Here is a 12,968-nt window from a genome sequence, read left to right as displayed (position 1 = left end):
GGATCGACCATGACCGAATTTTCCCGGATAGAGAAATTCATCCAATCATACGCAGACAATATTTCCAAGGTACTGGGGCTGGATGTCACCATTCTGGATGAACAAGGGATTCGGGTGAGCGGCACAGGCTACTATTCGGATTTGATCGGGCTGCCTGCGCCGGAAGGATCGTTTTTCCGGATGATTTTGCAGACTGGACAGCCAGGCATGATTTTTGACATGAAAAAGAACGACTCCCAGTGCATGAACTGCAAATTTTTGCAGCAATGCAGGGAGCTTGCAACAATCGGCTTCCCGGTACACAAGCGGGAAAAGACGGTCGGGGTCATCGGCATCATCGGCTTTTCGCCTGAGCAAAAGGAAAAGATGCTGCACCACTCGGAAAAGTGGATGCCGTTTTTGCAGCACACGAGTTCGCTGATCGAACACAAGCTGCTGGAACTGGATGCCGAACGGGAAAAAGGCTGCAACATCCAGGAGGAAATGCCGCAGGCAGTCGTCAAGCCTGTGTACTTCGCCCAACTGATCGGGGCAGATACAGGCTTGCGGGACGTGATCGCCAAGGCGAAGAAGGTGGCGGGCAGCATCTCTACTGTTTTGTTGCGCGGAGAGAGCGGTACGGGCAAAGAATTGCTGGCAAAAGCGATTCACAGCGAGGGGCCGCGCAGCAGACAGCCGTTCGTCGCAATCAATTGCGCGGCGATTCCCGAAACGCTGCTGGAGAGCGAGCTGTTCGGCTATGAGGGCGGAGCGTTTACAGGCTCTCGCCGCGAAGGAAAGCCGGGAAAATTCGAGCTGGCGCACAAAGGCACGATCTTCCTCGATGAGGTCGGGGATATCCCGCTGTCTTTGCAGCCCAAGCTTTTGCGTGTTCTCCAGGAAAAGACAGTAGAGCGGGTCGGAGGCGTGAAGACGCTGGAGATCGACGTCAGGGTCATCGCGGCGACTCACAAAGATTTGGAGAGCATGGTCAAGGAAGGGACGTTCCGCGAAGATTTATACTATCGGCTGAATGTCATCCCGCTTCGCCTGAAGCCGTTGCGCGAGCGCCGGGAAGATATCCCGCTGTACTTGCAGCATTTTTTGCATCGGTACGGGACACTTTTGCAAAAGGGCAGGCTGGAGCTTGACGCTTCGCTCGTTCACAGGCTTGCCGCATACGATTGGCCGGGAAACATCCGGCAATTGGAAAACGCCGTGGAATATATGGTCAACATGGCGGATGGATCGCTGATTGACCATGAGAGTTTGCCGGAATATTTGCTTGCGGAGGAAGCGACGGGGCGAGCAGATGAGGCGGGGGCGGGGCTGGAACAGCTTTTGGCTGATTATGAGCGCTCTGTTCTGAAAAAATATTTGGCGAGCAGCGCGTACCGTCAGGACAAAGCGGCGATTGCCAGCGAGCTGCAAATCAGTCTTTCTACCTTGTACCGGAAGATGGAAAAGTACAACCTTGATATATAAAACAAGCCTCTGTTTCGAGATGTTTTCTGCGAAACGAGGCTTGTTTATGTCGGGCAGGCAGTTAGACTTGCTGCTGTTCCGGGTGTTTGATCGCTTTCAGTTCGTAATGGCCGCTCTTGGAGTTGATGATGAACTCGGGACGCTTTTGCTCGCGCGCTTTGCGGTGTCCTTCGAGATGCGGCTCGCTCAATTCCCACTGTTTCCAAGCTTCTTTCGACTCCCAGCGAATCATGACCACGACTTCTTCTTCGTCTTTGCGCGGCTTTTGCACGAAAATGCTCAAGTCCACAAAGCCCGGAGCTTTTTCTACCACGCCTGGTTCGCTGAAGCTTTTGACGATTTCATCGGAGAAGCCTTCCTGTACCACGTATGTTTTGATTTCGACCATCATGAGCCAAACACCCTTCCACTGATTGATTGCTGTCTTTACTCATCGTATGGAGAGTGATTTTCAAAGTCAATCGAAAGTTGTCCAGTTACTGGAAAGCAAAAAGACAGCGGCTCCCCTACAGGCCGCTGTCCTTCGTTGTTTATATAAAAGAATAAGTGCATGCTTACAGCAACGACTTCACTTCTCCGGTATTCGGGTTCACGACGAACCATCCGTACGTGCTGGTGTAGCTGTCTCCGGACTGGAAATTGTTTACTACAGTTTGGTACACTTGAATGACATAGTGCCCTTTTTCGTCATCGTGGTCATATTCGACTACGTGTGTAGGTGTAAGGCTGCCTGCATATTTCTTTTTGACCAGTTCAACCGCTTCCATTTTCGAGTACATTTTGGCAACTGGCAGTTTACCGATAAAAATCGATTTCGTTTTGGCATCGTAAATGACTGGCTTGTTCAAGTTTTCTGCCACGAAACGAATCGGTACGTACACAGAGTTTTTGTACATGATACCTTGGACGTCGCTGCTCGGAGACTTTGGCACGCCTTCGAAGTAGTAAGTAAAAGGCGTATTTGTGCCTTCAGCCACATCCGGATAAGCTGGAGCCGCGATTGCGATTCCGGAAAAGAGTGCCGAGCCGACGATAATTCCCCCAAAAAATGATTTCAAGTCCCATTTCATGTCGAAAAACCTCTCCCTTTGTCTAAATCTTCCCAGAAAACATTATGTCAAAGATCATGGGAGAAAAGCTATCAAACGAGGGTAATAGGAAACATAGACTACGAATGGGAGAAAAGGTAGGACTAGCCGCGCCTGGTCCCAGACGGACAAACAGGTTGAAACGATGATTCAGTGAAAGGTCACTTTGTGGTAAGGTAATAGAAAGATTAGCGGATAAGGTGAGGAAAATGGCTATTTTGCAAAATGACTGGGCTCCCGTATTGGCTGGGGAGTTTGAGAAACCGTATTACTTGAAGCTCCGTCAGACTTTGAAGGAAGAATATCAGACACAGACCATTTACCCGGATATGTATCACATTTTTACAGCGCTTCATCTGACCAGCTACGAACAGGCAAAAGTAGTAATTTTGGGACAAGACCCTTATCACGGGCCGGGACAAGCCCATGGCTTGAGCTTCTCGGTCAAGCCGGGAATCAAACCGCCGCCATCTCTCGTGAATATTTACAAAGAGTTGCAAAGCGATTTGAATTGCGCCATTCCTGAGCATGGCTACTTGAGCCATTGGGCCAAGCAGGGAGTCATGATGTTGAACACGGTGCTGACGGTGCGGGCGAGCAATCCAAATTCGCACAAAGGCATCGGCTGGGAGACGTTTACCGACCAAATCATTCATTTGCTGAATGAGCGCGAAAAGCCGCTTGTGTTCATCCTGTGGGGAAAACACGCGCAAGAGAAGGCTGCCTTCATCGACAAAAAGAAACATTGCATCATCGCTTCGCCGCATCCAAGTCCGTTTTCGGCCAATCGCGGATTTTTCGGAAGCCGACCGTTTTCCCGAGCCAATGCGTTTCTGCGTTCGCAGGGAATGGAAGAGATCGATTGGCAATTGCCGATGCATGTAGAGGAAGAAGAATAAATGGAAAAAAGGATCTGTGCCGCTTGCTTGCAACGAACGGCGCAGATCCTTTTTGCTATGGCTCAGTCTTTGCTTTTGATCACGAGCAGTTGGCCTGTGCGTACATCAATCGTCCCAGTTTGTTCTACCAGTATGTTGCTGATGCCCAGCGTGTCGCCGATTCGCAGCGTGGCGTCTTCCAGCGGGTACATGAATCCGCGCAGCGTAATTCCGCTGACTTCCATCGTCAAAGGCAGCAGGGAAACGTGGGTAAATTGGTCCTGCGAAAGCTGGCAGTGGCTGTTGATCAGGCGGATTTCATTGCGTTCATCGACAATGCGGCAGGAAACTCCTGTCTGTAAGCTTTTGCCAAGCAGATGGACATTGGCGAGAGTGTGGTCGAAGCGGGAGCCGAGCACTCCGAGCAAGACAATTTCCCGGGGCTTTTGCCCGATGGCCCAGGTCAGCGCCATTTCGGTGTCCGTCAAATCTTTCATGACGGGATCGCAAGCGGAGACATCCAGACTGTGGCGTTCGATTTCCGCCATCTCTTCTGCGGTGACCGAATCGAAGTCGCCGATTGACAAGCGTGGCGACAGGCCGTTGCGAACGAGAAACAGCGCGCCGCGATCCACGCCTACGAGCCAGTCGCCTTCGCGTATGTAACGGATGGCCCAGTCACCCAGATTTCCGCCTGCGAAAAGTAGGATGCGTGTAGTGTTCATGCAGTCAGTGGCCACCTTTTACTCTGAAATAGGAGAGCGAAATGCACTTTGACAAGCGAGCCGATAGCCTGCCGCGAGCTTTTTGTCCAGCTTCTCGTGTTCCTGCCGGGTCGGAGCGGTGAGCAAGTCGTTGCCTGATACGACCAGGACGCTGCATTTTCCGCAATACCCTTGCTGGCATTTGTAAGAGAGCGATTGTCCCTGCGTCTGTGCGGCTTGCAGCAGCGTCTGACAGGGAGCTTGCCCGATTGTGAATGTTCGAGAGTTTTGCTTGATCTGCACCTGCTTGTGTCGTGCTTTTGCCGTCGGGATTGGTCTGTTTTGCTTGTTTGGCTTGGCAAAAACCCGGCTGTCTGCTTGTTTGCCCAACTCAGGCAAGTTGGTGTGAACAGGAGTGTAGACAGGTTGCTGTACGGGAGAGCGTCCGGCGATCAAAGAACCGACAGTAAGCTGTTTGCGCATAGGAACCTCCCCGGTAAGTGATTTTTTCCATCTTACCATGTGCGAAGCGGGAGTGACAAAAAGAGATGTTGTGTCGCGTGTAAAAGATTGAATTTTTAGGCATTTTCGATTAAAATAATTTTATCGAAAAAATCATGGAAGGTGATGGCATGATTACCATCAAGCGAATGAGCGACTGTACGTTTGCCGAGGTGACAAAAGCTTGGAACAGAGGTTTTGAAGGTTATTTCGTTTCGATTGTGATGACGGAAGAGATGCTGGTGCAGCGTTTGGGGAACGAAGGGTATGTCATGGGCTTGTCTGTCGTCGCGTTTGATGGAGAAGAGCCGATTGGCCTGGTGGCAAGCGGACTGAGAACGATCGGCGGGAAAAAAGTCGCCTGGAACGGCGGGACAGGCGTCGCTACCGAATATCGCCGTCAAGGAGTGGGGCGGCAGTTGATTGATGCGACGCTTGAGCTGTACAAGGAAGCTGGCGTGCAGGTGGCTACCTTGGAGGCGATGAGCCAAAACAGCAAGGCGATAGCCCTGTATGAGCAAAAAGGGTACGAGGTGGTTGACCGCCTCTTGTTCTGGCAACGAATCGGCCCGCTGCCTGAGCATGCATTCGGTGGGGCGACCAAGCCAGAGTATCGGATCAGGCCGATTGTCACTCAGGAAGTGACTGCGCTGCCGTTCTACGACGGAGATGTCGCCTGGCAAAATCAATGGCAAAGCTTGCGGGACGCACAGGCAGTAATGGTCGAAGACGGAGCGGGGCAGGCGGTCGGGTACGCCTTGTACAAAAGCATGGTAAATGAAGCGGGACAAGTGAGCAACGTCGTTTTGCGCCAATGTGTGGCTCAGCCGGGCCACAGCGATGCCCGCAACATTTTGAGCGCCGCTCTCGCCCACGTGTACGCGCCATACGCATCGGACTGCAAGTGGTCGACCTTCAACTTGCGCGCCTCTGAAGGCTTGCTGCTGGAAATTTTGGAGTCAGCAGGCTTCGGGCCATCGGAAACCGAGCAGGTGTACATGGTCAAGCAGATGGAGACGGCGCAAGAATAACAGCTTGATCGGATTCCGCAATCGCTGATTGGCTTATTGCTGGCAATGAGTGCAGAAAAAAACTTTTCGCGAGGATAGCTCGTCTTTTACGATAGGCTGTCCGCAACGCAGGCATGGCTCTCCGCCGCGATCGTACACTTGGCAACGCTCGTCGAACCCGCCTGTCAACTCGTCGGTGCGATACAACGGCTGTTTCATGTAACCGCCAAAACGAATCGCTTCTGCAAGCACTTCCTGCATGGAATGATAGAGAGTGGCTCGCTCTGGCGCAGTCAGTTCGGGGATGCGGCGCGTAGGCAGTATGCGCGCGTGAAAGCAAATTTCGTCGGAATAGCAGTTGCCGATGCCTGCGATCCAGTGTTGGTCGACCATGGCTGTTTTTAAAACTCCGCGCTTTTCTTCCAGCAGCTTTTCAAAGTGGGTCAGCGTGAACTCCGGGTTGAGCGGTTCTGGGCCGAGCGGGGCCAGCTTTTCGTCGATCTGATCGGGAGTGAGCAGGTGCAAGTAACCGAGCCGCAATCCGTGAAAATACAGCACTCGTTCTCCCAAAAAGACAGTTACCTGGGCAGTCCGAGCGAGCTTGTCCTCGGCTGTACCCAAGTAGAGAAAACCGCCCAGCATCAGGTGAAGCAGCAGGACGTGGCCGCTTTGCAAGTGAAACAAGAGGTGCTTGCCGCGCCGCTCGATAAGCGTCAGGCGATTGTTTTGCAAAAGCTGTCCGAACTGTGCCGGGGGCAGATTGATGGTTTTTTCCCGCTGGACGGCTGTTGAGGTGATGACCGCACCGCAGATTTGCTCATGGAGCAGCCTGCGGTACGTTTCCATTTCAGGCAATTCCGGCATGACGATTTCTCCTTTCTCTATAAAGCTGCATTCTATTATGATTTCCAGATCGGATAGCCGGCATGCCCAGCCCGTTGTTTTTATGGCGACGGGTCTTTTCGTATTGTTTTTGCACAAGATTACCAACGATATTGCCAAATCGGGTAATATAGTATAAGGGTAAGCCCCAAAGCAATATGGACGGACAGGAGATTACATATGCAAAAAGTAGAATTGATCGCTACGGCGACTTTTGGATTGGAATCGGTAGTAGCAGAGGAAGTAAAAGCGCTCGGCTATGGCCCGGTTCAGGTAGAAAACGGGAAGGTGACGTTTACCGCAGACATTTCTGCGATTCCCCGCACAAATTTGTGGTTACGAACCGCCGACCGGGTGCGTCTAAAAATCGGGGAGTTCAAGGCGACTACATTTGACGAGCTGTTTGAACAAACAAAAGCTTTGCCATGGGCGGATTGGATCACGGAGGATGCAACGTTTCCCGTAGAAGGAAAGTCAGTCAAATCGACTTTGTTCAGTGTTCCCGACTGCCAGGCTATCGTGAAAAAAGCGGTCGTGGAAAGTCTGAAAAAGACGTACAAGTGCGAGTGGTTTGAGGAAAAAGGGCCGCTGTACAAAATCGAAGTGGCTCTGCTCAAAGACGTGGCGACGCTGACTATCGACACATCAGGCCCGGGTTTGCACAAGCGTGGCTATCGCGAATTGATCGGTACGGCCCCGTTGAAGGAAACGATGGCGGCGGCGATGATCATGCTGTCTCGCTGGAAGCCGGATCGCGTCTTCATGGACCCGTTTTGCGGCTCAGGGACGATTCCGATCGAAGCAGCGCTCATCGGACAAAACATCGCGCCGGGAATGAACCGGGAATTTGTCTCGGAAGCGTGGCCGATCATTCCGAAAACAGCCTGGAGAGAGGCGCGGGCTGAGACGCATGACTTGGCCAGATACGATCAGAAGCTGGAGATTATCGGCACCGACATGGACGATGAGATCTTGAAGGTGGCACGCCGCAATGCAGCAGAGGCGGGCGTGGATGAATCGATCCATTTTCAGCGCATGGATGTTCGCGATGTACGGACGAAGCGGAAATACGGCTATCTGATTTGCAATCCGCCGTACGGGGAGCGCTTGGGAGAGTGGAAACAGGTCAGCAAGATGTACGGGGAAATGGGGAAAACTTTTGCCGCCATGGATACATGGTCTTTTTACGTCATCACTTCCGATGAGCTGTTTGAGGAGCACTTCGGGCGCAAGGCGAGCAAAAAGCGCAAGCTCTACAACGGAAACATCAAGGTGGACTACTATCAGTTCTTTGGCCCCAAGCCGCCGCGCCAGCCGATGATTTCCCCGACAGAGTAGACAGAGCAAGCCGTGTAAAAGGGGCATATTGGAGGAGAACGTTGTAATGAGAAAGAGAAAATTCGGGAGCAAAGTGCTCTCCGCCTGTTTGTTGCTGTCGACCTTGCTCGTGCAGGCTGTTCCGCCGCTGTATGCGAAAAGCGAGCCGGAGCAGGCGGCACAACCCGGGAAAACAGCGCAAGAAACTGTGGAATTTACCGATTTGGGCAACAGCTATGCGAAAAAAGCCGTCACGCGACTGGCAGGGCTGCAGCTGATCAACGGGCAGGGAGACGGGCGCTTTTATCCGCAAAATACGATGTCGCGCCAAGATATCGCCGTATTGCTGACAAAAGTGGTGGGCCTTCAGCCAGCGGAGATGGAGCAGGCTGTTTTTGCCGACGTGCCAAAAGAAAGTCCGTATGCCTCATTTGTTTACGGACTCGCTGACCTCGGCGTGATCAACGGCAGAAGCGATCAGACGCTTGGCGGAGCTGACCCGCTTACCCGGCAAGACCTGGCCGTAATTTTGGCGAGACTGATGAAGGTCAGCGGCCTCCCCAAAGCCGCGTCGCAAAATATCGTGTACAGCGACGCCGCCCAGATCGCCGACTACGCCAAGGCGGCAGTCGAGGAAGTAAGCAATCAACGCTGGATGCAAGGGGCACAAGGCAAGTTCAATCCTGCTGGCACTGTTACGCGTGCGGAGGCGGCAGTCATTGCGGAGCGCGTGCTCGATGCGCGCTATCAGCAGGCTGAGCAGGTTGATTTCACGGTGGGCAAGAGCCAACTGAGCTTGCTGGCGGGGACGAGCGAGCAGTTGGAGGTCAAGCAGGCAAAAGGAGACAAGCTGCCTTTTACTCCGATCTTTGCTTTTGACCGCCCTGAGCTGGGCACGGTACTGGCAGATGGAACATTCGTTGCCGGGCCGACTCCCGGAAAAGGGAATCTGACGGTAACAGTCGGCTATAAGACCGTAACCGTTCCGGTGGAAATCAAGGACGCAGGCAAGCCGCCTGTCACAACAGAAGAGCCGCCAAAAGGAACGGAGCCTGCGACTTCTGCGGCAGACAGCAACAGCGCGAAAACAGAAGAGGGCAAGGATGCAACAACCGATCCGAAAACATCTGCATCTACAGAGACGACTTCGCCAGCGACTGGTGCCGATGCAGCACAGTCAACGGGGGAAGAGGAGGCAGCCGACAAGCCGGCTGAGCAGGACGACCTCGTCAATGTCGCTCCGGGCAGCTTCACATCTGTAGCTACTTTCGGAACGCCAGACTCGTATTTTCAGCAGGTGGAAAAGCAATATCCGGGGCCTGTAGGCGGATTGGTCGCCCCTTCCGAAGAGTGGACAGGGTACAATCGCCAGTTCGGACGCAAGGTGACGGTCGCGCTTCAGGAAGCAAAGCCGTTGGAACGCGTATCTTTGACATTCAAACAGCAAAAAACATCTGGCATCTTGATGCCGGAATACATGGAAGTAGAAGTATCCCGTGACGGCAAAGCGTGGTCGTACGCCGGAAGGGCTGTCCACGATGTGCCTGCTGCGGAAACTCAGCTTGTCTTGCGCACGCTGTCCGTGAGCTTGCCTGATGTGAACGCGCGTTATGTCCGGGTATCGTTCCCGGTATCCGTGTTCGTTTTTGCCCGCCAACTGGAAGTATGGGCGAGTGGCGCAAGCGATTGGCAAGGGGGAGCGGTCCTGTTGCCACCGCCAAGCCCGGCAAAAGGAACAGGCGAACAAAACACAAGACGCCGTGTAGAAAACATGCTGCTCGCTTATTCCGGGGGATACGGAGAGCTTGGAACGTGGACGAAGGAAGATTTTCTGCCAATGGTAGGTTATCGTACGGCTGACGGCTACATGCGTGACCAGATGTTCGACACGATCCTTTTCCTGCCGTATCAGGACATGCCTGTCACGAAAGACGGATGGCGCAGCTATATGAACGACCTGTTCGGCACAGGCAAGCAGCTCGACGCACTGAACCAGGCGATGCGGGAGTACAATCGCCTGCGCGGCACGCTGTACACGACGCCGACCCAGGAAAACGTCGTGCTCGCCCTGCCGTATCCGAACGCGAATCAAAAGGACTTTGGCAAAATCGCCGACAACAAGCCGTCGCTTTCGTTCAATCCTGTGGGCATCGGGGAAGAACAGGCGTATTTGAACCGCAAAGCGGCGTTGGAATGGTACTTCCAGGAGCTGCAAAAGCGCTGGAATAAGGAAGGCTACGCTTACTTGAAGCTGGAGGGCATCTACTGGTTCCACGAGTTGATCGAGGATAGTGCTCCAAAAGAGCGCGCGCTTATTCGCGACATGGCGAGCATGGTTCACAACGAAGCTCTGCGCTTCTACTGGATTCCTTACTTCGGGGCGCCAGGCGTGGCAGAGTGGAAGTCGCTGGCTTTCGACTACGCATTTTTGCAGCCGAATTTCTACAGTGACAAACCAGTGCCGCTCGACCGGATCGAAAGCGTGCTGGATGTGGTCAACAAGTATGGCATGGGCGTAGAGATCGAAGGGGATCGGAAAATGTACAACGATCCGAAATTTTATCAGACCTACTACAACCAGCTCGTCGCTGCCCACAAGCTGGGGATGGACAAAAACAACATCCACGCCTATTACTACGGCTCCAAAACATTGCTTGATTCCGTAAAAAGCACAGACCCAGTCAAGCGCGCCATCTATGATGACACGTACAAGTGGATGCGCGGACGTTTTGACCGGGAAGAGTATTTTGAAGCCAACGAGTTGCCATAGCCGTCCAGAAAAAAAGAGTCTGTTTCCCTGCGAGAACGGGAGACAGACTCTTTTTCCATAAGGCAAAGCTTGCTACACGAAAGAGGAAGGCAAAGCGTGTACATTTTGCTGGTAGAGCGCAACCAGGTCGCGCAATAGCGGCTCTCTCATGGCATACAGCCTCGGACACGGATGATAGTAGTCCTGGCCGTTGGAACAGCGTTTTCCAAAAGCAGGCACGCTGGCCGAGGCGATTTGCTTTTGCCACATGGCTTTGAGTGCGGAAAAATGAGGCCGCGATTTTCTTTGCAAGCAGCCCCATCCGAGCATGATCCACGGCTGCTTTCGCAGTTCTTCTCTGGAAGCGAGCTGTGCTTCCAATGTAGTTTCGCCATTCTCCACGAGCTGCTCGAAGCAGGCGATAGCGTCAGAAGCGGACGGGTTTTGCAAGGAAAACAAGTTGAATATATAAAATCTCCCTTCCAGCGGGCGGTTCTGGTAAATCGCTTCCGTAAAGCGAACCAACTGCTGCATGGTTGGGTCGAGAGTGACCTGACCCATGATGCTTCGGTCAGCGGCGGGCCTTGCCTGGAAAAGAGCCGCCGACCCCGGATTGAGCAACAGAGCACTGCCCAGCGAGCGGGTGACGGAGGCGGGCCCCCATTGAATATAAGTCGAAGTGCGGTAGTTTCGGCCGCGCTCTTCCCGGAAAGTGGCGAATGCTTTAGGCTTAGGCTGATTCATGCTTGCTCCCTCCTCGCAAAGCGTTTCTACTAATCACTATATGCGAGAGAGGGGCTTCTATTACGGCTAGTTCGTCTCTTTGGACGGGATCATGCGGAACAGGACGACGTACAAGTAGGCACTGACCAACGTAAACGCCAAGATCACGCTGAACACGCTGAGTGGCGAGAGCCATTGTGACAGTCCGATTGTAAGCGGGGCAATAAAGCGCCCGATCGAAAATTGGAGCGAAGAAGCGCCCATGTACTGTCCGCGCGCGTCCTCCGGCGAATATTTGCTGATGAAGCTTTGTGCCACCGGGGTGCGGATCAGCTCTCCCAGGGTGAGCACGCCCATACAGACGAACAAGAGCCAGATGTTTGTTGTAAACGCCATGAAAAACATGCCGAAGCCGTACAGGATCGAGGAGACAACGAGACTGTTGCGGTCGCTCCAGTGCGCGAACCAGCGTGTGACTGGCAGTGTGAACAGGACGACGAGCAGACCGTTTAACCCCATCAGCCAGCCAAAAGCGCTCGTGCCGCCGACAGTCAGCTTCCAGTCTTTCCAGGCAAACAGCGTTTGGTCAAAGACGTGTTCTTTGATGTACAGCGCCATGTACATGTCGAGCTGCATAAAGGAGATGGCGACCAAAATCCCGGCACCGATGTACAGGGCAAAGACTTTATCCCGGAAAATGACCGCGTAGCTTTTGAATTGCTGGGCCAGCGAGAAGCGTTCCTTGGCTTTTTCCTGGCGAATGTGATCAGGCAGCGTCTCTTTGATCAGGAAAAAGATCGCGAGCCCGAACAGCAGCTCGATGACCGTACAGGCGAGCAGCAGCTCATGACGGTAATGCACGAAAAAGAAGGAGCCGAGGACAGGGCCGGCTACTACCCCGATGTTCATGGCTGTGTAAAAGGTGGCGAAGACAATTCGCCTGTTTTCTTCTGTCGTCAGGTCGGCAACCATGGCAGAGCTGGCGGGCCAGTAAAGCGCGCCTGCAATCCCGATGCCGATAAAAGCGATGTAGTCCACCCAAGGCGAAGGCGAGAAGGCAAACAGGGCAAACATCGACGTCGAGGCAAAGATGGAGAGCAGCATGGTAAATCGCCGCCCGACGCGGTCAGCCAAATAGCCGCCGAACAGATTGGACAGCATCCCGAGCAGCGGGGGCACCATCAACAGCAGCCCGGCTACGTCTTTGCCGAATGTGTCACTGAAGTACAAAGCCATAAACGGAAAGTACATCCAGAAAAAAGTATGAGTGATCAGTTCGCCAAACAGGCGGACTTTCAAGTTCAAATCCCACGCACGCCATTGCATGACACAAATTCCTCCATTCATTGTTCCGTTCAAATTGCAGGCAGGTGCCGTGACCGCGCTTTTTTTCCGAAAAAGAAAAGCGGCTGCTCTTTTTGGCTAAACCTCCCGATGCACGGCTTTTTCACGACTTGGCACACGCGTACGAACAGCGAGGGATAGGATGTTTTCCACAACAAAAAGCGCAAACGGAGCCAGAGCCAGTGCTCTTTTCCGCTTGCGCTTGATCGAACGATACAAGGGTGGTAGGTAAGCCGAAAAACCGGGGAACCAAATAGGCTTTGCACCTGTAAAGAAGGGTACAAAAAACCAAAGGCTCGCACCATATA

The 12,968-nt window shown here is 53.2% G+C and carries 12 protein-coding genes; 5 read left to right on the top strand and 7 right to left on the bottom strand.

Going from position 1 to position 12,968, the window contains the following annotated elements:
* Positions 1-9: 9 nt before the first annotated feature.
* Positions 10-1,464, top strand: coding sequence for a sigma-54 interaction domain-containing protein (locus M2298_RS14755; protein ID WP_122962533.1), 1,455 nt, complete (start codon positions 10-12; stop codon positions 1,462-1,464).
* Between the two features lie 61 nt (positions 1,465-1,525).
* Here M2298_RS14755 and M2298_RS14750 read toward each other — a convergent pair whose 3' ends face one another.
* Positions 1,526-1,855, bottom strand: coding sequence for an antibiotic biosynthesis monooxygenase family protein (locus M2298_RS14750; RefSeq protein ID WP_122962534.1), 330 nt, complete (start codon positions 1,853-1,855; stop codon positions 1,526-1,528).
* Positions 1,856-2,018: 163 nt separating this feature from the next.
* On the bottom strand, positions 2,019-2,534 hold the full coding sequence (locus tag M2298_RS14745) for a stalk domain-containing protein (protein WP_122962535.1): 516 nt from the start codon (positions 2,532-2,534) through the stop codon (positions 2,019-2,021).
* A 227-nt stretch (positions 2,535-2,761) separates the two neighbouring features.
* Here M2298_RS14745 and M2298_RS14740 point away from each other — a divergent pair, with 227 nt between their 5' ends.
* Positions 2,762-3,451, top strand: coding sequence for a uracil-DNA glycosylase (locus tag M2298_RS14740; protein ID WP_122962536.1), 690 nt, complete (start codon positions 2,762-2,764; stop codon positions 3,449-3,451).
* A 62-nt stretch (positions 3,452-3,513) separates the two neighbouring features.
* Here the strand turns inward: M2298_RS14740 and M2298_RS14735 are convergent, their stop codons facing one another.
* Positions 3,514-4,155: a thiamine diphosphokinase gene (locus M2298_RS14735; protein WP_242773815.1), complete on the bottom strand. Its 642-nt coding sequence runs from the start codon at positions 4,153-4,155 to the stop codon at positions 3,514-3,516.
* Between the two features lie 18 nt (positions 4,156-4,173).
* Positions 4,174-4,617 carry a 2Fe-2S iron-sulfur cluster-binding protein gene (locus tag M2298_RS14730; RefSeq protein ID WP_173596339.1) on the bottom strand — a complete coding sequence of 148 codons (444 nt, stop codon included), beginning with the start codon at positions 4,615-4,617 and terminating at the stop codon, positions 4,174-4,176.
* Between the two features lie 149 nt (positions 4,618-4,766).
* Between M2298_RS14730 and M2298_RS14725 the strand changes: the two genes are divergently transcribed.
* Entirely contained in the window at positions 4,767-5,666 is a 900-nt protein-coding gene (locus tag M2298_RS14725) for a GNAT family N-acetyltransferase (protein WP_173599053.1), read from the top strand.
* A 33-nt stretch (positions 5,667-5,699) separates the two neighbouring features.
* Here M2298_RS14725 and M2298_RS14720 read toward each other — a convergent pair whose 3' ends face one another.
* Positions 5,700-6,509 carry an Fpg/Nei family DNA glycosylase gene (locus M2298_RS14720; protein WP_173599052.1) on the bottom strand — a complete coding sequence of 270 codons (810 nt, stop codon included), beginning with the start codon at positions 6,507-6,509 and terminating at the stop codon, positions 5,700-5,702.
* A gap of 198 nt (positions 6,510-6,707) precedes the next feature.
* Here M2298_RS14720 and M2298_RS14715 point away from each other — a divergent pair, with 198 nt between their 5' ends.
* Together M2298_RS14715 and M2298_RS14710 are read left to right on the top strand one after the other, a co-directional pair.
* A complete protein-coding gene (locus M2298_RS14715; RefSeq protein WP_173599051.1) occupies positions 6,708-7,865 on the top strand; it encodes a THUMP domain-containing class I SAM-dependent RNA methyltransferase in 1,158 nt (385 codons plus the stop codon).
* A gap of 46 nt (positions 7,866-7,911) precedes the next feature.
* Positions 7,912-10,614: a DUF4855 domain-containing protein gene (locus tag M2298_RS14710; protein ID WP_280648662.1), complete on the top strand. Its 2,703-nt coding sequence runs from the start codon at positions 7,912-7,914 to the stop codon at positions 10,612-10,614.
* A gap of 72 nt (positions 10,615-10,686) precedes the next feature.
* Here the strand turns inward: M2298_RS14710 and M2298_RS14705 are convergent, their stop codons facing one another.
* Both M2298_RS14705 and M2298_RS14700 read right to left on the bottom strand, forming a co-directional pair.
* A complete protein-coding gene (locus tag M2298_RS14705) occupies positions 10,687-11,337 on the bottom strand; it encodes a DUF1643 domain-containing protein (RefSeq protein WP_173599049.1) in 651 nt (216 codons plus the stop codon).
* A 66-nt stretch (positions 11,338-11,403) separates the two neighbouring features.
* On the bottom strand, positions 11,404-12,642 hold the full coding sequence (locus tag M2298_RS14700) for an MDR family MFS transporter (protein WP_173596341.1): 1,239 nt from the start codon (positions 12,640-12,642) through the stop codon (positions 11,404-11,406).
* Positions 12,643-12,968: the final 326 nt, after the last annotated feature.

The organism is Brevibacillus sp. 1238 (assembly GCF_029892995.1).
Classification (GTDB): domain Bacteria; phylum Bacillota; class Bacilli; order Brevibacillales; family Brevibacillaceae; genus Brevibacillus; species Brevibacillus parabrevis.
This window is presented reverse-complemented; position numbering and strand designations above follow the sequence as displayed.

Excerpts from the sequence above, each read along its gene's own strand:
- M2298_RS14755 (WP_122962533.1), top strand. The coding sequence starts at position 10 with ATGACCGAATTTTCCCGGATAGAGAAATTCATCCAATCATACGCAGAC.
- M2298_RS14750 (WP_122962534.1), bottom strand. The coding sequence starts at position 1,855 with ATGATGGTCGAAATCAAAACATACGTGGTACAGGAAGGCTTCTCCGAT.
- M2298_RS14745 (WP_122962535.1), bottom strand. The coding sequence starts at position 2,534 with ATGAAATGGGACTTGAAATCATTTTTTGGGGGAATTATCGTCGGCTCG.
- M2298_RS14740 (WP_122962536.1), top strand. The coding sequence starts at position 2,762 with ATGGCTATTTTGCAAAATGACTGGGCTCCCGTATTGGCTGGGGAGTTT.
- M2298_RS14735 (WP_242773815.1), bottom strand. The coding sequence starts at position 4,155 with ATGAACACTACACGCATCCTACTTTTCGCAGGCGGAAATCTGGGTGAC.
- M2298_RS14730 (WP_173596339.1), bottom strand. The coding sequence starts at position 4,617 with ATGCGCAAACAGCTTACTGTCGGTTCTTTGATCGCCGGACGCTCTCCC.
- M2298_RS14725 (WP_173599053.1), top strand. The coding sequence starts at position 4,767 with ATGATTACCATCAAGCGAATGAGCGACTGTACGTTTGCCGAGGTGACA.
- M2298_RS14720 (WP_173599052.1), bottom strand. The coding sequence starts at position 6,509 with ATGCCGGAATTGCCTGAAATGGAAACGTACCGCAGGCTGCTCCATGAG.
- M2298_RS14715 (WP_173599051.1), top strand. The coding sequence starts at position 6,708 with ATGCAAAAAGTAGAATTGATCGCTACGGCGACTTTTGGATTGGAATCG.
- M2298_RS14710 (WP_280648662.1), top strand. The coding sequence starts at position 7,912 with ATGAGAAAGAGAAAATTCGGGAGCAAAGTGCTCTCCGCCTGTTTGTTG.
- M2298_RS14705 (WP_173599049.1), bottom strand. The coding sequence starts at position 11,337 with ATGAATCAGCCTAAGCCTAAAGCATTCGCCACTTTCCGGGAAGAGCGC.
- M2298_RS14700 (WP_173596341.1), bottom strand. The coding sequence starts at position 12,642 with ATGCAATGGCGTGCGTGGGATTTGAACTTGAAAGTCCGCCTGTTTGGC.